Source organism: Chryseobacterium defluvii, from assembly GCF_003634775.1.
Lineage (GTDB): Bacteria > Bacteroidota > Bacteroidia > Flavobacteriales > Weeksellaceae > Chryseobacterium > Chryseobacterium defluvii.
In genome coordinates, this window is record NZ_RBXB01000003.1 from 967,678 (window position 1) to 992,475 (window position 24,798).

Consider the following 24,798-nt stretch of genomic DNA (forward strand, 5'->3'; position numbering starts at 1 on the left):
AATCAATAAAATATTTCTAGGTGAAATGAAAAAAACTTATACTTTTGCAAAAGTTCCCCTTAATTAAAATGTATTTTAAACAAAATTTTACACAAAAATGATGCTGTTTTGATATGTTAAAACCAATTGATGAAAAAATAAACGGATTTTTATTTATAATAATTTTTCCTCTCCTGCTTTTCTTTATATCCTATTATGGATTTGAGTCTGCTTATGTGGTCTGGATAAAATCTGCTGAAAAGGCACCTGATTTTATGTTTGAATCTGTATATGCTTACAGGGTAATTCCTAATTTTCTCAGTGTGCATGTTACGGAAGTAATGACTTACATTATAGATCGGTATTTACCATTCACTAAAAATTTCCTTTTGAAAAATGGGTCTGTTTTTTATCACAGTACCTTTTTGATCAATGCTTTCTTTTTTGTCTTGTCCTCAGTCATCTTAGATAAGATTTTCAAACTTAAGCCGGTGGAAATCATTCAGAATAGTAATGTTAGGAGAATGCTTCATTTGTTGGCGGTATTTTTTATAGTGATATTGCAATACGTCCCGACCAATTGTGATCTGATCGCTATTTTCTTTTATCTGTCAGGGGTTTATTTTACCCTTACCTATTTAGAAGGCCGAAAGCCTATGGATCTTATGTTGCTGAGCATCATTATCATTATTTCGACATTTGCCAGAGAAACAGCTTGTCTGAATATTGCTTTTTTTGCGGCGGTTTTCTTTGACCCTGAAACATGGAAGAAAAGAGATTTTGCGGTTATAAAAGAAATGTTGTTACTGGTGATAGCATTTGTGCTGCCTTATGTTGGTCTTAGGTTGTCAATCCGCCAGGATGCTTCTTTTTTTGAAGGGGTTTATCTGATTAAGAATTTTACGAGTCCATACAATATAGCCGGGCTAATGTTCGGAATAATTGCATTGTATTTTGGGTACAAACTATGTAGTGAGGAAGGAAAGGGAATATTGAAAAAATATCTTTTTTTCTCACTTCCATATCTTATAATGATTACTTTAGTGGGGCTTTTTTGGGAAGCAAGGTTATTTTTGCCTTTAATTCTTACAGGAATCGTGCTTGCTTCACAGAAATTTAAAATTGTTCATCCATAATAAATGAGTTTACTACATCCATATTATATAATTGCATTGGTTTTCATGCTCATTATGAGCTTTCAGGAAGTGTACCGGGGAAGAGTCGAGAAACGATGGCTATATTTTTTAGGGATTTATCTTGTGATTCTTGCGGGACTCCGAAATGAGGTGGGTCCGGATTATGGAAGTTATAAGGGGATTTATATTTATTCGGATACTAAAGAATATGTAACGATCTTTCTGAAAGCTCTTCGTATGGAAGGGAATCAACCTATGGAAGTTGAGTGGCTGTTTGTGCTGATCAACAAAATATTATTGAACGTTTTCAATGCGCCCTTTTATATTCTTACTCTTGTTATTGCAGCGCTCGCTGTCTTCTTTAAAATTGAATATATTGAAGATAATACGTTCTATCCCTTTACCTTCATGGCTTTTATGTTTATTCCCGGGTTTTTTATTGGGGAAAGCGGGCAGATCAGGCAGAATCTGGGGTCGTTTGTTGTTTATTTTGCGATAAGATTTATTAAGGAGAGAAAATTATTCTATTATCTCCTGTGTATTTATCTGGCGGGTGGTATTCATAATGTCTGCTATCTTTTCCTTCCGATGTACTGGGTAGCCCGTATTCCTCTGAATAAAGCCGTTATGCTTATTCTCATCATTACTTCCGTATTTTTATCCCCTTTTGAAGTCTACCGGGCATTTGGTGAATTTTTGAACAATGTGGCGGCTGATAATACGCTTGCGATGGGATTCAACGGATATATAGATGAAACCACCCAAAGACTTAATGGCGGCTTCGGGATTCCTGAGGCTATGATGGCTATCTTAACTTTTTTCCTTTTTGCTTTCGATACAAAGATGAAAGAAAAATTTCCTTATTATGAGTATCATAGAAACTATGCAGTTATAGGAATATGTCTTTATTTTATTTTCAGGAACAATCCCATTTTTTCTTCCCGATTGGCGGGAGCATTTATTGGGTTTTCATATATTCTGATTCCTAATACGATGTATGTGGTATCTGAAAACACTAAAAAAATGATCTATACCTTTATTCTTGCTTTGGTAGTATTTAACTTTGTAGTATTCTCAAGCTTTAATAATATAAAGGCCGGAAGATTTACAATTGATCTTTACAGAAACCATCTCCTTCCGTAATATTAACCTAAAATTTTATATAAAAAGCAGTGCCTGTTGGTACTGCTTTTTTTGTTGATTTGAAAGTTGGAAAAATGAAGTTATGACCTGATATTTCTTAAAATAAATAAATTATTTATAAACATTTAATAATTATACATACTTTTGCGACGGATGAAATTTATATGCTGTATTTTCATTAGTAATCGTTTAATTTTAATGTATTAATAAAATAATTTGTTTATCTCGGTTTTATATATAAAATAAATGATTATTTTATAGCAAAGGCTTAGATATTGCACTTTTGATAGCAGCACAAACTTAAGGATATGAAAAATTTAGTAAAAAAGCAAGAAAAAGAAACAGTGAGGTCTCAATGGACCTGCTTTTTAAAATCAGTAGAAAGCGTATTAGCTTTAAAAGTGCAGAATGTCAAAAAGTCTGGTTACTCCATGGCTGTAATTATTAACAAAAGATAATCTATTTTTTAACAGAGGATAATGCGTTGTTTAGCAGAAGATAACGTATTTTTTAGCAAAAGTTAATTAATAGTGCTTTAATGTTGAATTTTATCACAATAATCAATGGTTTTGTTGTGATTTATTTAAATTCGAATTGAAAAATAATTACAAGCCATGAAAAAGTTAGTCTTTAAAATTTTTATTGCAATTTTTTGCATAGTATCGGCTTATGCATATTCCCAAGACTGGACAAAAGCTCCCAACAGTTACATATTTGATCCTGCCTTAAACAATGAAGGTTTGTATATTCCTGTAAAAAAGGCTTATGCAATGTGGGAACAAGATAAATATCTTAAAGGAAGCGGAATTCCTGCCGGGAAGGTTACAGCGGATGTATTATGGGAGGATGTTCACGGATTGATAAAAACCGGACAGGCATACTCCCTTGAAATTGTAGATTCCGGAGTGAATGCAAAAATAAAAGTACCGGTCAATAAGTCTAAAAAAGGAAATGCTGTTGTCGTTTTAAGAGTAAATGATGAGATTTTTTGGAGCTGGCACATTTGGGTTACAGATAATCCTGCCAATGGATCTACTTATAAGAGCTTTAATACCCTGAGAAGAGAAAAGAGCGACGGTACTCTTGAAGCTATTCCGGATGCAGACTGGGGATGGATGGATAGGAATTTGGGAGCGATAAGCAGCTCCATTACAGCATCAGACTGGAATCGTAATGGCGGGTTACTCTATCAGTGGGGCAGAAAAGACCCTATTCCGCCTTTAGTGTGGCGGGGAAATGATTTCTATGAAGTTTCCGGCTCTATAGGAAGAGTGAGACACAGAGGAGCAGTAAATATGACGAATGCTATTAAAATTGATGACCTAAGAAAATTTGTTTTATTGTCAAATGCCAGTATTACCAATAATATAAGATTGTCAGTAAAAAATCCGTTAAGTCTTATTTACGTTAATAAAGATGACAATTCAGGACCTGCATATTATAACAATAATGCTAACCTGCCGGTAAACTGGTTTGGTATATTTTCCGGATTGGCAGCCAATCAGCTTAGTGAGCTGAATTTGTGGTCTGATAATTCAAAGGGATTGATTGCTGCTAATTACAATGATGATAATAATGCCAATCCTTATAGGGATAAATCATCTTTTGATCCTTGTCCCAACGGGTGGAGAATCCCTTCAGCGTTAGTGGCTAATTCAGCTTCAGCATCATATATCGATGATGTGAGAATTGATTTTTCGCCTTTCGGAGTAAGAACCAATATGGCGAAAAATGTTTTTGAGTCCAATAATTATCATATCATTAAACCAACGGATACCTCTACCCCAACATTCATGAAAGGGTTTAAGATCTATCCTAATTTTGGTTTTGATTTATCCAATGTGGGAGGATTTAATATGGGTGTTTTCCCGGGAACGGGACAGCTGGTTTTAAATTTCCATAACGGGCAATATACGGATCAGCACCAGACTGCTTTATGGACAGCAACAATGACAAGGCATTTTGATGCAACCCCGGCTGTCGGGGCAAGAGCTTTATCTCTGATTCCAGATAAAGGGCAATCGGATATTCCGGATTCCGGATTTCCTGATGTAAAGGGGAGATACTGGTATTCACCTCTGTCTTCGGGACCAACATCTAATGCTGCGGGATGCAGGTGTATAAAAGACCCGTTATATGTGGTGAATAATTATGATTTCCCCACAGAATATTTGGTATCTGCCAGTGAATACAAAGTAGGTATGGATAATCCCAACACCTATCAAATTGTTAAAAATACAGTGATTTCAACCGTTGAAATTCCTGTAAGCAAGGCGTTTTCTGTTCAGAGTGAGCTTTTAAATAACAAGATGATCCTTAATTCTTCAAGCTTTAGCAATTTAAAAGCTAATGTTCTTTGGTCTACCAATACGGAACTGATCAATACCGTTACTGTAGTTAATCCTTCTCCTGGAACACTGGATAATATTGCCAATACTAAAATCCTGGTTACCGTAAAGCCTAACCAGAGTGGTAATGCAGTAATTACACTTCATAACGAAAATACGACCAATCCTGTATATTGGAGTTGGCATATCTGGGTAACGGATACTCCGGTAGGATCAAACGCATATACTACTGAGCTTCCGAATACTTCTGTTACCAACTATGTAAACTATGTAAACAAGGCAGATAATGTTTTCCAGACAGAGTTTATGGACAGGAATTTAGGAGCAACAGATGCTTTCCCGGTAGTGGTAAATCCTTTTACACCTACTACAGCTGAGATGGCGAAGATCAGGGCTGCAACTGGTTTACATTATCAGTGGGGGAGAAAAGATCCGCTTCCTGTTTTCCAGCACGCAGATAACAGGGCTTCTTATAATGTATTCTTAGGAAATGTTATGGCAAGCGGTTCTGTAACCTATTCTACTTTGTCGTCATCAACCTATAACAATATGTCTGGAAATTATATTGTTCCTTATAATACTTATACCGGAACAGCTAATGTGCAGGCTTCCGATAAAGTTTCGGAAAAAATAGCCAAAGTGCTTGCTTATTCTGTAGGGAATCCGTTGGTGTATATGATTCCGAGTACCTTTGCGCCTTTCAACAGTGCCGTTCCAAACTATACAAACGGTTCGGACTGGTTGTCTGCTGAGCCTAATCTTGCTCCGGACAGATGGGGAAGAGGAGGAAAAAAATCGCCATTTGATCCTTGTCCTGCAGGATGGAGGATACCCGACCTGTCAGGTGTTGCTATTATTTCCAATAAGGATTTCGGACTTACCCCTTTCTATAAAAAAGATAAGAATGTAGCAACCTCTTATAGTATCATCAATGATTATTCAGGTATCCGGGTGAGAAATCCGAGCACGACTTCTACCATTGGATATACATTTAACGATTCATCTTATAAAATAGGAAATTATCCTAATTCCGGATCCAGAGGATTTAGAAGTGTAATCGGTAATCAGGCTCCACAGGGAACATTCAATTTCATTAATTTTCAGTATCCCGGAGTGTGGACCGCCGCATTGAACTCAAATTACATAGGAAGACCTGTGAACATGTTGTTTGATGCAGCCTCTTCTGCCAATCGAATCATTGCTTTCCATGATAATAATGATCCTTATTTCGGAATGAGCTGCCGTTGTGTTAAAATAAAGTACGATGCTAACGGGAACGAAGAAGGAGTGATTCCAAAATTACAGATTACTTCACTTCCGGTAACTAAAGCTGCAGCTCCTCTGACCAAAACGGAAATAGATGAAAGACTAATCGCTAATAAGATCAAAGTGTATCCGAACCCTGTGAAAAGTGTTCTTTATATTCATGCACCAAGTGATAAAGGATACTATTACCAGATTTATAATATGTCCGGCCAGCTTGTGAAATCGGGAAAATTTGAGAACAAACAAACTGATCTTTCAGCATTGGTTACGGGAACTTATCTTATGAGAATTAACAATGAGGAAACTGTAGTTAAAATCATCAAAGAATAAGAGCATTTCATACTATTTGTTTAAAAGAAACATAAAAGTAGTGTTCAGATACATGTAAATTCATATTTTTGAAATTGAAAATGATGAATATATAACATGAACTGGAACAGCTTTTATGTTTCTTTTCATTTTTAATGTTAAAAACACACGTATGAAGTTCCAAAAAGCCGGACAGTATTTCAATAGTAAGATTCTGATTTATTTGCTTATTGTTGCTACGGCTATTTATACCCTTGTCTTTACTTATATTTATAACTTTAAGGATGATGGCTATATTCTGGCAGACTGGCTGATCAATTATCAGGACGGAGGTTTTAAAAGAAGAGGACTTTCGGGAAGTTTCTTCTTTCTTTTGCAGGACGTTACTGGAATCGGGCTCAACTACCTGGTATATTTTTGCCAGTTTTCAATTATTTCACTGTTCTTCTGGTGCTATACCAAGCTGATACGGTATAAGGTTACGACACTCTTGTATGTATCGTTATTGCTTTCTTCCATAGGATTTGTAGGGCTTTTAAATACGGTTACCTATGTGGGAAAGAAGGAATTTATTGTTTTTCTGCTGTTCACATGGTTTGTCTACCTTCTAGATCAGGAAAAGCTTTCAAAATATAAAGAATATCTTTTTTGTATTTTGCTTTGTGTCAGTACTTTATTGCATGAAGTAACCTTGTTTTATATTCCTTATTTTGCTATTGCACTTTATGTAAAAACAGGAAATTTTGAAGCTAAAAGATATATCAAATATTTTCTTGCTGCCGGAATTCCAGCCATTCTTATCATACTTTTTGGTAAAAATGTAAACGAAGGAATGTCATTAGAAATGTTAAACAGCAGAGGGGTGTACCCTACATACGGGATTTTTTACTGGCAGATTGACGAAAGACTTTATATAAAAGAACACATCAAAGAATACAGGCTTTATATAATTAGCTTGGCAATAAGTATAATTCACATTGGGTATTATTTAAAATATCTAAACAACCGAAAGCTATTATCTATTTTATTAGCCGGTGCTTTTTTATTTTCGTTACCGCTGTTTTATTTGGCAATTGATTGGGGAAGATGGATGTATATTCATATGATGCTCATCATTGTCCTTTTCGCTTTGTTATTAAGGAAAGGAGGCTCGGTGTATGCTTATGAACCTGTTGTTTTTGATAAGAAATTTTATATCACATTATTCATTATCATAATATCACTCATCTATAGGGTTGAAATGTCCGGCAAAGGATTTACATTCGAAGGAATCATCTACAGAATCTTCATTGCACCTTTAGAATTATTAAATAAAATGTGATTAAAAAAATCTATCTGATAAAAAAACTTTACTTTTGCAAAAATTTTTTAGAATGTCGAAAAATTTAGTAATCGTAGAGTCTCCAGCAAAAGCAAAAACTATTCAGAAATATTTAGGGAAAGATTTCGAAGTGAAATCCAGCTTTGGGCATATCCGGGATTTACCTAAAAAAGGAATGGGGATTGATCTTGCTACATTCAGTCCTGATTATGAAGTTTCGGCGGATAAAAAGAAACTGGTGGCGGAACTGAAAGCAGCCGTGAAAAAAGCCGACATGGTTTGGCTGGCTTCCGATGAGGACCGTGAAGGAGAAGCCATTGCCTGGCATTTAGCTGATGAATTAAAACTGAAGCCGGAAAACAGAAAAAGGATCGTCTTCCATGAAATTACCAAAAATGCCATTCTGAAAGCGATTGATAATCCAAGGGATATAGATCAGAACCTGGTAAATGCCCAACAGGCAAGAAGGGTTTTAGACAGAATCGTAGGTTTTGAAATGTCTCCCGTTCTTTGGAAAAAAGTAAAACCGGGATTATCTGCAGGAAGAGTACAGTCTGTTGCCGTGCGATTGATCGTAGAAAGAGAAAAGGAAATCCGTGAGTTCATTCCTAAAGCAAGCTTCAGATTAGATGGGGTTTTCCTGAATAAGAATGAGCAGGAAATAACAGCAAAGCTGAAAAAAGACTTTGAAAAAGAAGAAGAAGCGGAAAAATTCCTTGAGCTGGCAAAAACTACAGAATTCAAAGTTCTGAATGTGGAAACGAAGCCGGGAACCCGTTCTGCATCTGCTCCTTTTACCACTTCTACCCTTCAGCAGGAAGCTTCTTCCAGACTGGGATATAATGTAACCACGACTATGCGCCTGGCTCAAACATTATATGAAGAAGGGCACATTACCTATATGAGAACGGACTCTGTAAATCTTTCCCAGGAAGCGATTGAAGGAGCGAAAAATCAAATTACCTCAGAATACGGAGCAGAATATTCTGCGCCGAGAAACTATACAACCAAATCAGCTTCCGCACAGGAAGCTCACGAAGCTATCCGTCCTACGGACTTTAGTGTAAAAAGCATTGGAGATAATCAGTTGAACAGACTGTATCAATTAATTTACAGAAGAACATTAGCTTCTCAGATGGCCAATGCCAAAATTGAAAAAACGGTTATTGAAATCGGTAATTCAAATTTGCCTCAACAGTTTGAAGCACAGGGAGAAGTGATTGTTTTTGATGGTTTCTTAAAAGCATACGGAATTGTTAAAACCGAAGAAGAAGATGAGGAAAACAACGAAAAATTATTACCAAAAGTAACTGTTGGTGAAATTTTAAGCTATAAAACGATTATTGCAGCAGAAAAGTTCACAAGACCAGCGGCAAGATATACGGAAGCAGGGTTGGTAAGAAAGTTGGAGGAACTGGGAATCGGTCGTCCTTCCACGTATGCTCCCACCATTCAGACCATTCAGAACCGCGAGTATGTGGATAAACGTGAGATCGAACCGCAAACCCGGGAAGTTCTTAAAATGTCACTGGTAAATGGCGCCATTAAAAAAGCCGTTCTTGAAGAAAAATTTGGCGGTGATAAAAACAAATTTGTTCCTACAGACATCGGAGAAGTGGTGAATGACTTCCTGACGGATAATTTCAAAGAAATCCTGGATTATGGATTCACGGCAAGGGTGGAAGAAGGATTTGACGAAATTGCCAACGGAGACCAGAAATGGAAAGAAATGATGACGGATTTTTACTCCAAATTCCATCCGAGAATTGAAGATGTAGAAGAAAATGCAGACCGTGCAACCGGAGACAGATTATTAGGTATTGATCCTAAAACGGGTAAAAATGTTCATGCGAGAATCGGAAGATTTGGAGCGATGATCCAGATCGGCGAGACAGATGATGAGGAAAAACCGGTATTCGCTTCGTTAATGACGGGTCAGAATATTGCAACCATCACTTTAGCGGAAGCATTGGAGCTTTTCAAACTTCCTTTTGATCTTAATGATTTTGAAGGACAAACAGTCTCTGTAGGAGTAGGAAGATTCGGACCTTATGTAAAATGGGGTGAAACGTTCATCAGTATACCAAAAGGGGAAGATCCGCTATCTGTAAATCAGCAGCGTGCAGAAGAAATTATCAGGGAAAAGAAAAAAGCGGATGCGCCTATAGCTACTTATAAGGGAGAACCTGTAACAAAAGGAACAGGAAGGTTCGGTCCATTTATCAAATACAAAGATATCTTCGTGAATGTCCCGAAAAAATATAATTTCGAAAATCTTTCACAAAGCGATATCAATGAACTGATTGAAGCTAAGCTGGAGAAAGAAGCCAACCGGTATATCCAGCAATGGGAAAAAGAAAAAATTTCCATTGAGAACGGAAGATGGGGCCCTTTCATCAAATTCGGCAAGGCAATGTTTAAAATTCCGAAGAAAAAAGATGATACAAAGTATGTTGCAGAAGAATTGAAGGACGTTTCTTTGGATGAAGTAAAAAAATGGATTACAGATCAGGATAAAAATGCCTTCGCCGAGAAAAAGAAACCGGCAGCGAAGAAACCGGCAGCTAAAAAAACAGCCGCTAAAAAGAAGTAATACGTTTGAAAAAATATAAAAGCCATTAGCAAACCCTGTTAATGGCTTTTTTTATGGTTTGATTCTGTAAAAATATTAATTTGATAAGGTTTTTTGTATGTTTGCGGAATAGAATAATTAAGACATTATCACATTCTCAAATTTTCAAATTAAAAATATGGATTTTGAAGATTTCATCATTTCACCCAGAAATTTCAAGACTGAAAACTGGCAGATTGGAAGCAGAATTACAAAAGAAATAAAAGAAGACAGTATTGTTCTTCTATTCGTTTCTGATTACAGAGGAGCGAACGGAGAGGGCGAAGTACAGGATTTTACAGCGGTGAGAAAAGAATTTTATAAGCTTTCACAACTGGATTTTGAGATTCCTGTAGTAGATTTAGGCGATCTGGTTTCAGGAAAAACCATTCAGGATAGTCATTATATTTTACAGGAGGTACTGTCCGCTTGTCATTATAACAGGGCAATCCCGGTCATTATCGGCGGGTCTAATGATTTTGCGTTCTCTTTATTCTCCGCATTGAATTTTCACCAGAAAAATATCAATTATACACAGATCAGCAATAGTATTTCCCTTAAGCAGGGGGAAGAAATCAATGAACATACTTTTTTAAGTAAAATTTTCGGTGCCAAGAATTTTTCTATCAAAAATTACCATCATTTGGGATATCAGAAACATCTGAACGAAGTAGATTCCATAAAGCTGATCAAAGAAGTGGAGTTTGATATCATCCGTCTGGCGGAAATGATGAACTCTACGGAAAAAACAGAGCCTTTCTTCAGAAAAGCAGATCTGGTAACAGTAAATTGTGATGCTATTGAAAGCTTCAGTGATGCTTTTTCAATGAATCCACAGGTAAACGGTTTAAACCGGAGAGAAATCTGTGCTTACATGAAAGAAATAGGGTTGAGCGAAAACCTTAAATCGGTGGGGATTTTCAATTATAATATTTATTCTGAAAATCAGCTTAATCATCAGCTTTTAGCACAGATGATCTGGTACCTGATCGAAGGGATTAATATCCAAAAAACACATCCGAAAGAGAGGCACTATGAAATTTTTTACGTATTGATTGATGATAGACAATATGTTTTCAAAAGAGATACTTTCAGTAATTTATGGTATTTCGGAGATGATGATAATATCGAAAACTGTATTCCCTGCTCAAGAAAAGATTTTGATGAGGCCAAAAAAGGCTGGCTGAGCACAAGACTGACGAAAATATAATGTATGACTAACGTTCCCTCAAAAGTTTCCATCATTGTTCCCGTTTATAATGTCGAAAATTATTTGGCAAAATGCCTCGACTCTTTAGTCAGCCAGACACTTCAGGAAATAGAAATTCTGGTCATTGATGATGGAAGCAAGGATAATTCCGGACATATCATTCAGGAATATGCTCAAAAATATCCCGGAAAAATAAAAGCCTATCAAAAAGAAAACGGAGGATTAAGCGATGCCCGTAACTTTGGAATTGACCGGGCAACCGGAGATTATATCGGTTTTGTGGATAGTGATGACTACGTTACGGAAACCATGTTCGAGGAAATGATGGGATTAGCGGAAAAACATCAGTCGAAAATGGTGATCTGCAACATCCAGAAGGTGAATGAGCATGGAAAGGTAACCCAAAAGCTTACCCAGATTCCCAATATGCATGAAAGAATCGATTTGCGTCAGCATTTTTCAGTATTTTCCGATATCAGTTATTTTGCATGTAATAAATTGTTCAAAAAAGAACTTTTTTCCAATAAAAGATTTAAAAAAGGAGTGCATTTTGAAGATATTCAGTTAATCCCTCAGCTGTTACTGGAATGTACCGTTATTGCACAGACCCAAAATTTCCATTATCAATACCTGGAACGCAGCGATTCTATTACAAAGACGCATACGGAAAAAGGACTGCATATTTTGAAGGCTGTTGAAGACGTCGAAGAAATTTTTAAAAAATCCATGTATTCAGGAAGAATAAAAGAGCTTAAAAATTTTCAGATTTTTGAAGGAGTATACTCTTTTTTAGCCTATTTGGCCTTTGTAAAAGACGAAAGGCTTTTCTATGAAATGGGCGATAAACTTAGTGATTTTATAGTACAAAGAGGAATAAAAATTAAAGATATATTAAACTATAATCGTTTTGATAAGAATTATCTTTTATCTTTGCCTTTGAAAAAAAAGATTTTTTATCTGCTTTATTTTGCCGGCCAAAAGACACTGATAAGGAAATTAATGTAAACACAAATGTAAGGTACTATTGTTTCGATTGGATTTTTATAAATTCAGGATGTATCCTTCTTACCGGAACAAAGCAAGTACTTGAATAAAAAAATGAAGAATTTTGAATTGTTCTTAACTCAAAGTGGAATCCCTATTTTTTATGTAAAAATAGGACTTGGTTTTATATTTTCTTTTTTAATTACTTTCTTTTCCATCCCTACTATTGTTAAAATTTCCAGAAGGAAAAATCTGATGGACGAACCAGGTATAAGAAGTTCCCATCTTCGAAAAATTCCTAATCTTGGCGGAATTGCCATTTTTTATTCCATAGGAATATGTGCCTCCGTTTTCGCATATGAGCTTTTTGATCTGTATAAATTCTTGTTTGCCTCTCTGGTAATCCTCTTATATATCGGGGTGATGGATGATATTGTAGTGATGAGGGCATATAAAAAATTGGTAGCTCAAATCATAGTTTCGTCCCTTGTCGTAATAGGCTCTGATATAAGAATCAGAAGCTTGTTCGGAATTTTTGGAGTATATGAGCTAAACTATGTGGTGAGTATTATATTCAGTATTGTTACCTTTATTATTCTGATCAATGCATTCAACCTTATTGATGGTATTGATGGTCTTGCGGGAGGATATTCTATAATATGCAGTGCTCTTTTTGGGATAAGTTATTATCGATTGGGAGAATATAATTATCCTCTGGTTGTTTTATCGGTAATTATCATTGGAGCTGTTCTGGCATTTCTGTATTATAATTTGTCGCATTACCGGACCAATAAGATATTTATGGGGGACACGGGTTCAATGTTGTTAGGGTTTTTACTCGCATTTACATCAGTTTGCTTTATAGATATCTTTATCGATAAGGCATTGCCGAATGTACCGAGGTATCACTTGCAATCTGCACCGGCAGTGGCGGTTGCTATTTTAATTTTACCTATTGTAGACACTTTGAATGTCATCATTGTGAGAATCATCAATAAAAGATCTCCTTTTGATGCTGATAAAAACCATATTCATCACAAATTGCTGAAACTTAATCTTACGCACAGGAGATCCAGTTTCTATATTATAATATATTACCTTTTTATTGTAACCGTTGCTTATTATTTCAGACATATAAATGTAAATCTATTATTAATTATTATTCTAATATTAGGGTTTATAGGAGCTTATCTACCGGATTTCATTTATCGTTTAAGAAATAATAACAATTAATCATTTAAATTTTTATTTTTGTAAATAACATTGAAATATGATGAAGAGCTATAAGTATTTATTTTTTTTGTTACCCTTGTTCATTACATCGTGCATTACTACCAAAGATGTAAGATATATGCAGCCTAATGAAAGTCTCGTAATCAATGAAGAAGGATTGGTTCCCTACAATATTCCGGTTTATAGAATTACCAAAAATGATATTCTGAATCTTAATATCGTTACCACTCCTAAAGGGGACGCGGCGCAGTTTTATTCTTCCCTGAATACATCCGGAAGTACAGTTACCCCCACCACCAACAATCCTTTGGCAGTAATAAATAGTGCTGGCGGTGGTAATGGTGGAAATATTAATTTTTACTTTAACGGACTGAAAGTTGACTCCAACGGGGATATCAATGTTTTCGGAATCGGCTATGTAAAAGCAGAAGGGAGAACAATTGAAGAAGTAACTAAAGAAATCCAGGAAAAAGTAAATGAAAATTTCCAGGAAGGAAAATCTGAAGTCAGACTGAATACGGACGGAATTACATACTATATATTAGGAGATGTTGAGACAACCGGAATGACGGGAGAAAAAGTGGCTCACAAAAATACATTGACTATCACAGAAGCCTTAGCTATCAATGGTGGATTAAACAGAACGGTTGACAGACAAAATATTGTGATCCACAGGAAATTACCTGAAGGAATCAAGATTGCAAAAATAGACCTTACCCGTGAAGACGTAATGAATTCACCTTATTACTATGTACAGAACGGTGATGAAATCTATCTGAACACAAGAGCAAAAAGCTTGAACGGATTCGGAAAGGATCCGATTCAGACTTTAACTACAGGAGTTTCAGTAATTACTACTGCATTATCCATTTATTTACTCCTAAAAAATCTTTAGTCATGATTCCAGAAAGAGAAACCGCTGTAGAGAAAAATAATTCTCAGAAAGAGAAATACAGTTCCTTTGCATTATTTGATATAGAACACTTCTTAAGACGGATACTTAAAAACTGGTATTGGTTTGTTTTTATGCTGCTTTTAGGATATGCGATCTCTTGGGTATACAGTAAATACTATGCTCAAAACATCTATGCCTCCAACCTGTCTTTAAGTGTTTCCAATAATACATCAAGTTATTTTACCCCTAACCAGTCTATCAATTTCATCTGGACACCCACTGGAAACCAAGATGGGATCTATTTAAAGAAAATGCTTCTTTCAAGATCACACAATGAGTTTTTAGTGAAAGAATTAGATCTCTTCGTTAACTATTCGACAAAAGGAGCAATAAAATCTACCTATCTGGATAAATATGATTCTCCTGTTTTCTTACAGGTAGACAAAAAACATCTTCAGCAGATCGATTATCCTATCACTTTGATTCCTAAAGGTAATAACTCCTATGAAGTTGTGCTTCCGAAAGAAGGTCAGAGCAGTAGTTTATATAGTTATGAAAGCGAAGGTTTTCACTTCGTTAACCCTTATGGAAGACCGGAAAATAAAATTATAAAAGTAAATGAATGGTATACAACTCCTAATTTAAGATTCAAGTTAGTACAAAATGCGGTACCCACTAAAATTAATCTGGAGAATATTATTGTAAGCCTTAGTTCTGTAAATAATGCTGTTAATGGTATTGTTTCTACTATAGGAGTTGAGTTTGACAAAGAAATAAACAGCATTATGATTATTACTAAAAAAGGATATAATCTTAATGGAACTGTGAACTTTTTGAATAAATCCGTTGCTGAATTACAGAAAAAAAGACTGGCGGATAAAAATATAGTCAATAAAAATACAGAAGCTTACTTATTAGGAAGCATTAATGATATTAGAAAGAAACTGGATTCTAGTGCTTCAGTTTTAAATTTCCTGAAAACTTCGGAAAAGCTATATGATATTAAAGACAGGGATGAGAAATCTTTGAACAAAATAAAAGAGCTTGAAGCTAAAAAAGCTGATTTAATGAGCAAAATCAACTCATTAAATAGTATAAGAAATACTCTGGAGACACAAAACTTTGACAAAATGATCAGCACCAATGCGGCAGGGTTTGAAGATGGGCTTTTCTCAGCATCTGTGTCCGAGTTGAAAGCACTTTATCTTAAGAGAAGAGAAATGGCCACTATTTATACGCCAAACTCTGAGCCTATGAAAGAAATCAATAGGCTGATTAACGATGCGAAGCTGGCATCTTCTGGTTCTTTAAGAAATTATTATAACGGATATTATGAGCAGATTAACAGGCTAAACCAGGATATTTCTGCTGCCAATTCCGATCTGGATGCCTATCCGGAAAAAGAAAGAAGATATCTGGATGCGGAAAGGGGATATAATATGATCGAAGCTACTTATAACAGTCTTCTTGCCAGACAGAATGATGCCCAAATGAAAGTAGCTACCAATCAGTCTGATATTACAGTGATTGACCCTGCAAAAAACTTAGGACAGATGCCCATCGGACCCAATGTGAAAGGAACTAAAGCAGCTATTATAGGAGGTCTCTTGTTATTACCATTTCTTCTTATATTAATCGGAGAATTGCTGGACAGCAAAATCAGAAACATTAAAGAATTGCTGAGTGCTACAAGGATTCCGTTGTTGGGCGTTATCGGGAATAACACCAATGATAATATGCTTACTGTTCTTGAGCATCCTAAGTCTTCTGTTTCGGAAGCTTTTAGAGGAATCAGAGCGAATATAAGATTTTTATCTAATGAAAACGGGAAGAGTAAAGTTATCCTCATTACATCCTCTGTTGGCGGGGAAGGAAAGACATATGTATCCATTAACCTGGCATCTGTTTTGGGACTGAGTGATAAAAAGACCATTCTATTGGGGATGGACCTTAGGAAACCTAAAATTTTTGGCGATTTTAAGATTGACAATAAATACGGAATTTCCAATTACTTAACGGGAGAAGTTTCAATTGATCGGATTATCAATAAAACAAAAATTCCGAATCTTGATGTTGCAACTTCAGGACCAATTCCACCCAACCCCTCCGAACTTTTGATGAGCGAGAGAAATATAAATTTCATCCAGGAATTAAAGGAGAAATATGACTTCATTATTATAGATTCACCACCTGTAGGGCTGGTTGCGGATTCTTACGATCTTATGAAACATTCTGATGCCAATATATATGTAGTTCGTCATGAGTATACAGAAAAGTATATGCTTAAAATGATAACGGAAAAGTATCATAATGATGAAATTAATCATTTAGGACTTGTTTATAACGATTATAATGTGAAGCAAGGTTATGGTTACGGCTATGGATATGGCTATGGTTACGGTTATGGCTATGGTTATTTTGATGAAGACAAAAACTATAAAGAACCTCTTTTAATCAGAATAAGGAATAAAGTACAGGCAATATTTAATAAAAAATAAATATTTTTGAACCCTCATTTAATGGGGGTTTTTATATAGGAGATAAGTTGTAAGTTATTAGAAAAAGAATAATTTTGTCACTTTGTCGTTTACTTTATAACAAATTATTATTTTTTGTTTATTTTTAACTAAACATTAAGAATATCATTAATATAAAAATGTTTTATATTTGCAAAAATTAAATTTTAAAATAACCATAAATCCATGTTCTTTTATGAATAAAAAATTATTGTTTAGCTTCCTTGCCATATTGGGGACAATGGCAGGTGTTAAAGCACAAAGAAATGAATTGGGAGTTCGTCTAGGTATGAGTAACCTAGTGGCTGATATAGGACGAACCAATTATATTTTACAAAAGCCATTGGATTTAGATAGAATGTCAGAGTGGGGATTTCCTTTTTATGGAGGGGTATTATACAGATTTAATTTTAATCCTTATCAGACGGTTAGATTAGACCTTGGATACAATCAGGTTCAGTTTAATGATAAAGTAGCAAAGGAAGAATATAGAAGAAATAGAAATTCATACGGGAAAAACAACGTATATGAGGCAAGCTTAATGTTTGAATATAACTTTTTTCCTGTAAATAACGAGCAGGTAAGCATGGCGAGCCCCTATATCTTTGCGGGAGTAGGTGCTTTAATGTTTGATGCTCCGAAGGCTACCCTGGTAAATGATTTTAGAAGAGATGCAGACGGTGTGGCACAAGCTCCGCAAAATGAGCTTGATTTTACCACAACACCAGTATACTCTACAGGTACAAAAACAGTAATGCAGATTCCTTTTGGAGTAGGCTTGAAATATAAGTTTAATTATAATTGGGGAATATTTGCTGAAGCCACATTCAGATATACATTGACGGATCAGCTGGATCATAGTAAAATCCTTACTAAAGATGTAAAGTCCACGTATAGTGCTGATATTTTAGACCCGTCTACAGGCGGATCATTGCTTCAGTCTGGGAACTATTATATCGTTTCCAAAGAAAGAGAAAATGCATTCATAGGTGAAAGAAATGTTGGAGATTCAAGATCGAAAGATTGGATGAATACCTTTAGCTTAGGGCTTACATATTCTTTCGGAAGACCTCCATGTTATTGTGATTAATAAATATGTCGTTGATTAAAGATAAAATAAATTCTGAGAATTTACCGAAACATGTAGCCATTATCATGGATGGCAATGGAAGATGGGCGAAATCTCGTGGCGAAGAAAGGACTTTTGGTCACAAAAATGCTATTAATGCAGTGAGAAATGCTATTAATGCATGCAACGAGATCCATATACCTTATTTAACTCTCTATACATTTTCTTCGGAAAATTGGAGCCGTCCAAAAGATGAAGTGGATACATTGATGAATTTGCTGGCGGAAACTCTGTTGCTTGAAGCAGAAGAAATCTTCAGCAAAGGCTTGAGAATGCATGTTATCGGAAACTTGGAAAAAATACCACCATTGGTAAAAGAACAACTCCTTCGTGTGGTAGAACTTACCAAAGAAAACACAAAAGGGAATTTAGTGTTGGCCATTAGTTATGGCTCTCAATACGAAATACTGAATGCCGTTAAAAATATAAGCACAGATGTAAAGGAAGGAAAGGTAAATGTAGAGGATATTAATGAAAAATTATTCGAAAACTATCTTTACACAAAAGATTTTCCTCCTGTAGATTTACTTATCAGAACCAGTGGTGAAATCAGAATAAGTAATTTCCTTCTTTGGCAGATCGCTTATGCAGAACTGCAGTTTTTAAATGTTCTATGGCCGGATTTCACAAAAGACATTTTCTTTCAATGTATTGTAGATTATCAAAACAAAGAAAGAAGATTCGGCATGACCGGAGAACAAATAAAAATTCAGTAAAATTTTAAAGAAAAGAAAGACTACGATAAAATGAAGTTTAGACTATTACCCATCATTATGTTTGCTGCCTCTGCACATTTTTATGGACAGGTAACTCCACAGGATAGCACAAAAGTGAACAATCCTGTATATGCGGAAAATCAAACAGGCACATACACTCTTAAGGATATTGTTGTAGATGGGGTTAAAAAATACACACCAGCTCAAATATTAAGATTTACAGGATTAGCTAAAGGCGAAAACGTGGATATTCCTGGACAAAAAATCAGTAATGCCATTAAAAAGCTTTGGGATACTCAATCTTTTTCTGAAGTTGAAGTGTATGTACAAAGTATAGAGGGTGAAACAGTAGTTTTACGATTCTATTTACAGGATTTGAAAGAACTTGGAGAAGTAAAATTCGAAGGAAAAGGAATTAGTAAATCTAAAAATGAAAAACTGGCAAAAGATAACAACCTGAAGCCAGGTACCAAGATTACTCAGAATTTGATTTCAAGTCTTAAAACAAACGTTCCTAAGGATTACGTTAAAAAAGGATTTGCCGATGCTAAAATTACCATTGAAGACAAGGTAAATGCCAATGATCCGTCACTTGTGGACTGGACCATCAATGTAGACAAAGGAAAAAAAGTGAAAATCAACCACATTGAATTTGAAGGAAATACTAAAATCACGGATACCAAACTCAGAAAAAAAGGTTTCAAAGAAACCAAACAGAAGAGATTCGGTATTGGTGGTATCTTAAAACCTTCAAAATTCATTGAAGAAAAATATCAGGAAGACAAGCAAAACCTTATCAGCTATTATAACTCCTTAGGATACAGAGATGCTACCATAGTGTCAGATTCAGTATGGAGAAACAAAAAAAATGATTACGAGATCAACGTAAAGCTGAATGAAGGAAAGCAATATTACATCGGGGATATTACATTCACTGGGAATACGGTATATTCTACAGAATATTTACAGAGACTTTTAGGATATAAAAAAGGAGATATCTACGATGCGGTAGGATTCAATAAGAAGGTAGGAGAAGACGGAGGAAAAGAAGATGATTCTGATATTAAATCCGTATACATGAACAACGGTTACCTTTTCTCTAATGTTACTCCTGTAGAAAAATCCGTTTCCGGAGATTCCATTAATCTCGAAATCCGTATCAGTGAAGGAGAAAAAGCTACTTGGAACAGAGTAACATGGGAAGGGAATACTACTACTCATGACCACGTTATCCTTCGTGCTTTAAGAACAAAACCGGGAAGCTTATTTGCGAAAAGTGATATCAAAAGAACATATTTCGATTTAGCAGGGATGTCTTTCTTCGATCCGCAGCAGATTGGGCAGGATATTCAGCCTAACCAACAGGATAATACGGTAGACATCAACTGGAAGCTGGTTGAAAAAGGATCTTCACAGGTTCAATTACAGGCCGGATATGGTGGGAACAGCTTTATTGGAACGTTAGGATTAACGTTTAATAACTTCTCGTTGAAGAATTTCCTTAAATTTAAAGACTTCAAGCCAGTTCCGCAAGGAGATGGGCAAACATTGTCTATCCAGGCACAGGCAGGACAATATTTCCAAAACTATGGGATATCTTTCGTAGAGCCATGGTTGTTCGGAACAAGACAAACTTCACTTTCAGTAAGCTTGAACAATTCCAGAGTTAAATACTCGGATGTTAGCGGTAACGCACAGAAATTAAATATCTTCTCCGCGTCGGTTGGTCTTAACAGATTATTAAAATGGCCGGATGATTATTTTTCATTATATACAGGAATTCAGTTCCAGAAATATAACTTTAAAAATTATCCGTTTGAATTTGGCGATACCACAGAATATTACGGAAATGCCAATAACTTCAGTTTGAATATTGGGCTAAGCAGAAACTCTGCGGGAATAGATCCTATATTCCCGACGGTAGGTTCCAACATAGAAATTTCAGCGAAACTTACCCCTCCTTACTCATTGTTCAGTAATAAAGATTACTCAACAATGTCTCCAACAGAGAAGTATAAGTGGATGGAGTTTTATAAAATTAAATTTAAAGCAGATGTATATAATGAGATCGTTGGAAAACTGGTTTTGAGATCTTCTGCTGAGATGGGCTTCATGGATGGCTACAACAGAGAATTGGGAGCTCCGCCTTTCGAAAGATTCTATGTGGGAGGAACCGGCCTTTTCGGAGGTAGATATGACGGTAGAGAACTAATTCCACTAAGAGGATATGAAAATGCTTCCACGTATGGAGGAACGATCGACGATATCACTCAAAAAGGAGGAGGTACAATCTATAATAGATTTACGTTAGAATTAAGATACCCGATTTCATTGAACCAAACCGCTAAAATCTATGCGCTGACCTTTGCAGAGGGAGGAAACGTTTGGAATTCATGGGGTAACTATAATCCGTTCCAGTTAAAAAGATCAGTGGGTGTAGGGGTAAGAGTTTATATGGGAGCGTTTGGTTTGATCGGATTTGATTTTGCATATGGATTCGATAAAACGGTAATTGGAACAGATCCTTCCGGTTGGAAGACACACTTCTTAATGAACCAATCATTATAATGATATGAAGAATTTTAAAGTAATTTTTACATTTGTATTATTCTTGCTTTTCGGGCTAAGCAACGCACAAAAAATTGGTGTTGTGGACACTGAATATATTTTGGACAAGCTTCCTCAATATAAAGAAGCAGAAGCAAGACTGAATGCACAGATTGATACATGGCAGTCAGAACTTCAGAATCTTCAGTCTGAGTATGAAAAGAAAAGATCAGCTTTTGAAAGCGAAAAAGTTCTACTGATAGGCGACCAGCTGAAACTGAGAGAAAAAGAAGTAATGGACCTGGAAAAAAATATTAAAACCACTACTAGTTTACGTTTCGGTGCCAATGGTGAGATTACAAAATTGAGAACAAATCTGGTAGAACCTTTCCAGGATCAGATATGGGGAGCTGTAAAGACGATGTCTGAAAAAAACGGGTTGGGCATAGTTCTTGATAAAAGCAATAACGTGAATGTTATTTTCCTTCAAAAAAGATATGATTATACAGATAAAGTATTGGATATCTTGTTAAAAGGAACATCCACACCGGATAAAAAAGAAAAAACTAATAATAAAAGTAAAAGGTAATTAACTTTTACTGGAATTTAAGATCTAAAAAACAAATTAAATTATTTATTTACCAATTATGAAAAAATTAAGTGTATTATTTGCAGCAGTAATGATGGTTGTATCTGTAGGTATGGCAAAAGCTCAAAAAATTGCTACTTTAGATGTTATAGGTGTTCTGAATGCAATGCCTGAAAAGAAAAAAGCAGATGCTGATTTAAAAACTTTCTTAGATACTAAGCAGGCTGAAATTAAAAAGAAAGCAGATGCTGGACAAGCTAAATTAAAGCAATATACTGAAGAAGCTCCTAAGAAAACTGCTGACGAGAACAAAGCTAGAGAAGCTGAATTGGCTAAAATGCAGGATGAAATCCAGCAAATGCAGGACAAAGCTCAGAAAGACTTCATCGCTAAACAAGATGCAGCTTATGAGCCAATCGAGAAAAAATTAAATGATGCCGTAACAAAAGTAGCTAAAGCTAATAGCTATGACTACATCATGGATGCTAATTCTTCCGCTTTTGTTTATAAAGCAGGTCCGGATGCTACTGCAGCTGTAAAAAAAGAATTAAATCTTCAATAATTAAACAAATTAACAAAGATTTATAGATCTGGCCGTCTCTTTTAGAGGCGGTTTTTTTATTTTTGCCGTATGGAAAGAGAAGTATCGACCACCGTAAAAGTACGGTTTAGTGATTGCGATCCGATAGGACACCTGAATAACGTGAAATATTTGGACTATATGTTCAATGCCAGAGAAGATCATGTAGAAACATTTTACGGTTTCACTTATGAAGAATATACCAAGCAGACAGGCTGTACGTGGATTGCCATACAAAATGAAATTGCCTATCTGAAAGAAGTAAGATACAATACCCAGGTAGTCATAAGTAGCAAAACCATCGATATTCAGGATAGAACTGCCAAAGTGGAAATTTTAATGAAAAGCTTGGATGAAAAGACTGTCCATGCAGTATTGTGGGTGACGGTTATCTATTTCAATATTAAAACCAGAAAATCTGAGATCCATCCGGAAGATATCAAAGAAACGTTCCACAAGTTTTATGTTGATCTGGAACAAAAAGAATTTCAGACAAGAGTTAAGTTTTTAAGATCTCAAAACGCTAAAAACTCATGAAAAAAATAGCAGTAATAGGCCGCAATGGTCAATTAGGAAACTGTATCAGAAAAATAGCTCCCGACTTTGAAAACAAATATGAGTTTATTTTTACGGATTCCCAGACATTAGATATTACGGATGAAAGTCAGGTCAATGACTTCTTCTATGATAACAAACCGGAATTCTGTATTAATGCTTCAGCTTATACAGCAGTAGATCTTGCAGAAAAAGAGCAGGAAAAAGCATTTGCTGTGAATGCTGAAGGAGTGGAATTCCTTGCCAAAGCATGTGCAGATTATAAAACAGTGTTTATTCATGTCTCTACAGACTATGTTTTTGATGGAGAAACCAATCTTTGTTATTCCGAAGATGATTTCACAAACCCGATTGGAGTGTATGGAGAGTCCAAAAGAAAAGGAGAAGAGTTGGCTTTGGAAGCCAACCCTCAGACAATTATTCTTAGAACCTCATGGTTATATTCAGAGTTCAATAAAAATTTTGTAAAGACAATGTTGAACCTGTTCTCCCAAAAAGATGAACTTGGAATTGTAGCAGATCAATACGGGCAGCCAACAAATGCCAACGATTTGGCAGAAGCGATCATGGATATCATAGAAGCCCCACAAAAAACATTTGGAATCTTCCATTTCTCCAACTATCCGGAAACAACATGGTTCAACTTTGCCGGAAAAATCGCGGAGTTATCAAAATCTTCAATTAAATTGAATGCTTTAACTACAGAACAATATCCAACTCCGGCCAAAAGGCCAAAAAGAAGTACCATGTGTCTTGATAAAATAGAGGAAACCTATAAAATAGTACCTAAACATTGGGAAAATAGTCTGGAAGAATGTATTAATATCCTTACATAATGAAGAATTTTGGAATTATCATATCAGTATTTTTGATGCAGCTTTTCTATGCACAGAATGTCTATTTAACAAAAGTTGAAAAGACCAATGATAACACAGATAAATTTTTGTATAAGATCAATGAAGAAATCACTGATGCACAATATTTAGGTGAAGTCGAAATCCAGGGGTTCTCTAAAGATGATGCGCTAACTTTTTCACTGATTCACAAAAAAGCAAAAGAAATTGGAGCCAATACATTTGTGCTAAAGCCCTTTGAAAATATTGACGGCTCTCTTCAGGAATTCAATCCATCAAATTATAAGCTAAGCTTATATTATCTGCCAAAAGAAAAGTTATCTCCACAATCCGGAAAATTATACTTGTTCGCCTCTTCAGGCAAACAACAAAAAATAAATATCAATAAAAAAGATTATAACCTTTTACCAAGATCCTATATTATATTAGATACAGAGCCGGGCGAAGTATATACAATTTCAACCAAAAAACTTTTAGGCTCTACTATAAAGGTTCAGCCCAAAACAGGGGAATCCAATCAATACTTTCAGGTATCTGCCTTGAAAGTAAAATCAGACGAATCAGGAGTTGGAGGCTTAAATGTAAAGTCCGGTGATATTATTAGATTAGAAAAGTCCTTTGCTGATTTTCTAAGTGTAATCTATAAATCTCAGCCTGTTTTGTAACTAAGGATTAAAAATCAAACAATAGTTTAAAAATATTGTTACAGAGGTTCAGCGAGTTAAGGATGAATATGAACTAAAAGTGTATTTTATGTTAAATAAATTTGTTTTGTGTTGATGTAAGATAGTATCTTTGCCCCACTGAAAACGAGAGATAGTAGGTAGCGCAGGAGAGCTTTTAGGTAAGCGGAAAATTAATGAAATACTTTTATAAT

19 protein-coding genes are annotated in these 24,798 nt (G+C 35.4%); all 19 read left to right on the plus strand.

Going from position 1 to position 24,798, the window contains the following annotated elements; all coding sequences use genetic code 11:
- Positions 1-113: 113 nt before the first annotated feature.
- The 19 genes from BCF58_RS16350 to BCF58_RS16435 all read left to right on the plus strand — a co-directional run bounded on the left by BCF58_RS16350 (position 114) and on the right by BCF58_RS16435 (position 24,586).
- Positions 114-1,115, plus strand: coding sequence for a hypothetical protein (locus tag BCF58_RS16350; protein WP_121462865.1), 1,002 nt, complete (start codon positions 114-116; stop codon positions 1,113-1,115).
- Between the two features lie 3 nt (positions 1,116-1,118).
- Positions 1,119-2,258, plus strand: coding sequence for an EpsG family protein (locus tag BCF58_RS16355; RefSeq protein ID WP_121462866.1), 1,140 nt, complete (start codon positions 1,119-1,121; stop codon positions 2,256-2,258).
- Between the two features lie 308 nt (positions 2,259-2,566).
- On the plus strand, positions 2,567-2,716 hold the full coding sequence (locus BCF58_RS17500; RefSeq protein WP_170149041.1) for a hypothetical protein: 150 nt from the start codon (positions 2,567-2,569) through the stop codon (positions 2,714-2,716).
- 156 nt (positions 2,717-2,872) lie between these two features.
- A complete protein-coding gene (locus tag BCF58_RS16360; RefSeq protein ID WP_121462867.1) occupies positions 2,873-6,202 on the plus strand; it encodes a T9SS type A sorting domain-containing protein in 3,330 nt (1,109 codons plus the stop codon).
- A gap of 151 nt (positions 6,203-6,353) precedes the next feature.
- Complete coding sequence (locus BCF58_RS16365) at positions 6,354-7,502, plus strand: hypothetical protein (protein ID WP_121462868.1); 1,149 nt, start codon at positions 6,354-6,356, stop codon at positions 7,500-7,502.
- 52 nt (positions 7,503-7,554) lie between these two features.
- Complete coding sequence (gene topA, locus BCF58_RS16370; protein WP_121462869.1) at positions 7,555-10,095, plus strand: type I DNA topoisomerase; 2,541 nt, start codon at positions 7,555-7,557, stop codon at positions 10,093-10,095.
- 157 nt (positions 10,096-10,252) lie between these two features.
- Entirely contained in the window at positions 10,253-11,323 is a 1,071-nt protein-coding gene (locus tag BCF58_RS16375; protein ID WP_121462870.1) for a formimidoylglutamase, read from the plus strand.
- A gap of 3 nt (positions 11,324-11,326) precedes the next feature.
- A complete protein-coding gene (locus BCF58_RS16380) occupies positions 11,327-12,328 on the plus strand; it encodes a glycosyltransferase family 2 protein (protein WP_121462871.1) in 1,002 nt (333 codons plus the stop codon).
- A gap of 93 nt (positions 12,329-12,421) precedes the next feature.
- Entirely contained in the window at positions 12,422-13,540 is a 1,119-nt protein-coding gene (locus tag BCF58_RS16385; protein ID WP_121462872.1) for a glycosyltransferase family 4 protein, read from the plus strand.
- Positions 13,541-13,577: 37 nt separating this feature from the next.
- Positions 13,578-14,435 carry a polysaccharide biosynthesis/export family protein gene (locus BCF58_RS16390; RefSeq protein ID WP_121462873.1) on the plus strand — a complete coding sequence of 286 codons (858 nt, stop codon included), beginning with the start codon at positions 13,578-13,580 and terminating at the stop codon, positions 14,433-14,435.
- A 2-nt stretch (positions 14,436-14,437) separates the two neighbouring features.
- The gene (locus BCF58_RS16395; protein ID WP_121462874.1) at positions 14,438-16,933 is read left to right on the plus strand and encodes an exopolysaccharide transport family protein; all 2,496 of its coding nucleotides are present in this window, start codon (positions 14,438-14,440) and stop codon (positions 16,931-16,933) included.
- A 214-nt stretch (positions 16,934-17,147) separates the two neighbouring features.
- Positions 17,148-18,041, plus strand: coding sequence for a type IX secretion system protein PorG (gene porG, locus BCF58_RS16400; RefSeq protein ID WP_121462875.1), 894 nt, complete (start codon positions 17,148-17,150; stop codon positions 18,039-18,041).
- A 5-nt stretch (positions 18,042-18,046) separates the two neighbouring features.
- Complete coding sequence (locus tag BCF58_RS16405; protein WP_121462876.1) at positions 18,047-18,796, plus strand: isoprenyl transferase; 750 nt, start codon at positions 18,047-18,049, stop codon at positions 18,794-18,796.
- A gap of 30 nt (positions 18,797-18,826) precedes the next feature.
- The gene (bamA, locus tag BCF58_RS16410; protein WP_121462877.1) at positions 18,827-21,364 is read left to right on the plus strand and encodes an outer membrane protein assembly factor BamA; all 2,538 of its coding nucleotides are present in this window, start codon (positions 18,827-18,829) and stop codon (positions 21,362-21,364) included.
- Between the two features lie 4 nt (positions 21,365-21,368).
- The gene (locus BCF58_RS16415) at positions 21,369-21,932 is read left to right on the plus strand and encodes an OmpH family outer membrane protein (protein ID WP_121462878.1); all 564 of its coding nucleotides are present in this window, start codon (positions 21,369-21,371) and stop codon (positions 21,930-21,932) included.
- Between the two features lie 58 nt (positions 21,933-21,990).
- Complete coding sequence (locus BCF58_RS16420; protein WP_121462879.1) at positions 21,991-22,494, plus strand: OmpH family outer membrane protein; 504 nt, start codon at positions 21,991-21,993, stop codon at positions 22,492-22,494.
- Positions 22,495-22,563: 69 nt separating this feature from the next.
- Positions 22,564-23,049, plus strand: coding sequence for an acyl-CoA thioesterase (locus BCF58_RS16425; protein WP_121462880.1), 486 nt, complete (start codon positions 22,564-22,566; stop codon positions 23,047-23,049).
- Entirely contained in the window at positions 23,046-23,903 is an 858-nt protein-coding gene (gene rfbD, locus BCF58_RS16430; protein WP_121462881.1) for a dTDP-4-dehydrorhamnose reductase, read from the plus strand. The genes BCF58_RS16425 and rfbD overlap by 4 nt, the downstream gene beginning before the upstream one ends.
- Positions 23,903-24,586, plus strand: a complete 684-nt coding sequence (locus tag BCF58_RS16435) for a hypothetical protein (RefSeq protein ID WP_121462882.1) — start codon at positions 23,903-23,905, stop codon at positions 24,584-24,586. Before rfbD ends, BCF58_RS16435 begins: the two co-directional genes overlap by 1 nt.
- Positions 24,587-24,798: the final 212 nt, after the last annotated feature.

Excerpts from the sequence above, each read along its gene's own strand:
- porG (WP_121462875.1), top strand. The coding sequence starts at position 17,148 with ATGAATAAAAAATTATTGTTTAGCTTCCTTGCCATATTGGGGACAATG.
- BCF58_RS16425 (WP_121462880.1), top strand. The coding sequence starts at position 22,564 with ATGGAAAGAGAAGTATCGACCACCGTAAAAGTACGGTTTAGTGATTGC.
- BCF58_RS16355 (WP_121462866.1), top strand. The coding sequence starts at position 1,119 with ATGAGTTTACTACATCCATATTATATAATTGCATTGGTTTTCATGCTC.
- BCF58_RS16360 (WP_121462867.1), top strand. The coding sequence starts at position 2,873 with ATGAAAAAGTTAGTCTTTAAAATTTTTATTGCAATTTTTTGCATAGTA.
- BCF58_RS17500 (WP_170149041.1), top strand. The coding sequence starts at position 2,567 with ATGAAAAATTTAGTAAAAAAGCAAGAAAAAGAAACAGTGAGGTCTCAA.
- BCF58_RS16395 (WP_121462874.1), top strand. The coding sequence starts at position 14,438 with ATGATTCCAGAAAGAGAAACCGCTGTAGAGAAAAATAATTCTCAGAAA.
- bamA (WP_121462877.1), top strand. The coding sequence starts at position 18,827 with ATGAAGTTTAGACTATTACCCATCATTATGTTTGCTGCCTCTGCACAT.
- BCF58_RS16365 (WP_121462868.1), top strand. The coding sequence starts at position 6,354 with ATGAAGTTCCAAAAAGCCGGACAGTATTTCAATAGTAAGATTCTGATT.
- BCF58_RS16380 (WP_121462871.1), top strand. The coding sequence starts at position 11,327 with ATGACTAACGTTCCCTCAAAAGTTTCCATCATTGTTCCCGTTTATAAT.
- BCF58_RS16375 (WP_121462870.1), top strand. The coding sequence starts at position 10,253 with ATGGATTTTGAAGATTTCATCATTTCACCCAGAAATTTCAAGACTGAA.
- rfbD (WP_121462881.1), top strand. The coding sequence starts at position 23,046 with ATGAAAAAAATAGCAGTAATAGGCCGCAATGGTCAATTAGGAAACTGT.
- topA (WP_121462869.1), top strand. The coding sequence starts at position 7,555 with ATGTCGAAAAATTTAGTAATCGTAGAGTCTCCAGCAAAAGCAAAAACT.
- BCF58_RS16415 (WP_121462878.1), top strand. The coding sequence starts at position 21,369 with ATGAAGAATTTTAAAGTAATTTTTACATTTGTATTATTCTTGCTTTTC.
- BCF58_RS16390 (WP_121462873.1), top strand. The coding sequence starts at position 13,578 with ATGATGAAGAGCTATAAGTATTTATTTTTTTTGTTACCCTTGTTCATT.
- BCF58_RS16435 (WP_121462882.1), top strand. The coding sequence starts at position 23,903 with ATGAAGAATTTTGGAATTATCATATCAGTATTTTTGATGCAGCTTTTC.
- BCF58_RS16385 (WP_121462872.1), top strand. The coding sequence starts at position 12,422 with ATGAAGAATTTTGAATTGTTCTTAACTCAAAGTGGAATCCCTATTTTT.
- BCF58_RS16350 (WP_121462865.1), top strand. The coding sequence starts at position 114 with ATGTTAAAACCAATTGATGAAAAAATAAACGGATTTTTATTTATAATA.
- BCF58_RS16405 (WP_121462876.1), top strand. The coding sequence starts at position 18,047 with ATGTCGTTGATTAAAGATAAAATAAATTCTGAGAATTTACCGAAACAT.
- BCF58_RS16420 (WP_121462879.1), top strand. The coding sequence starts at position 21,991 with ATGAAAAAATTAAGTGTATTATTTGCAGCAGTAATGATGGTTGTATCT.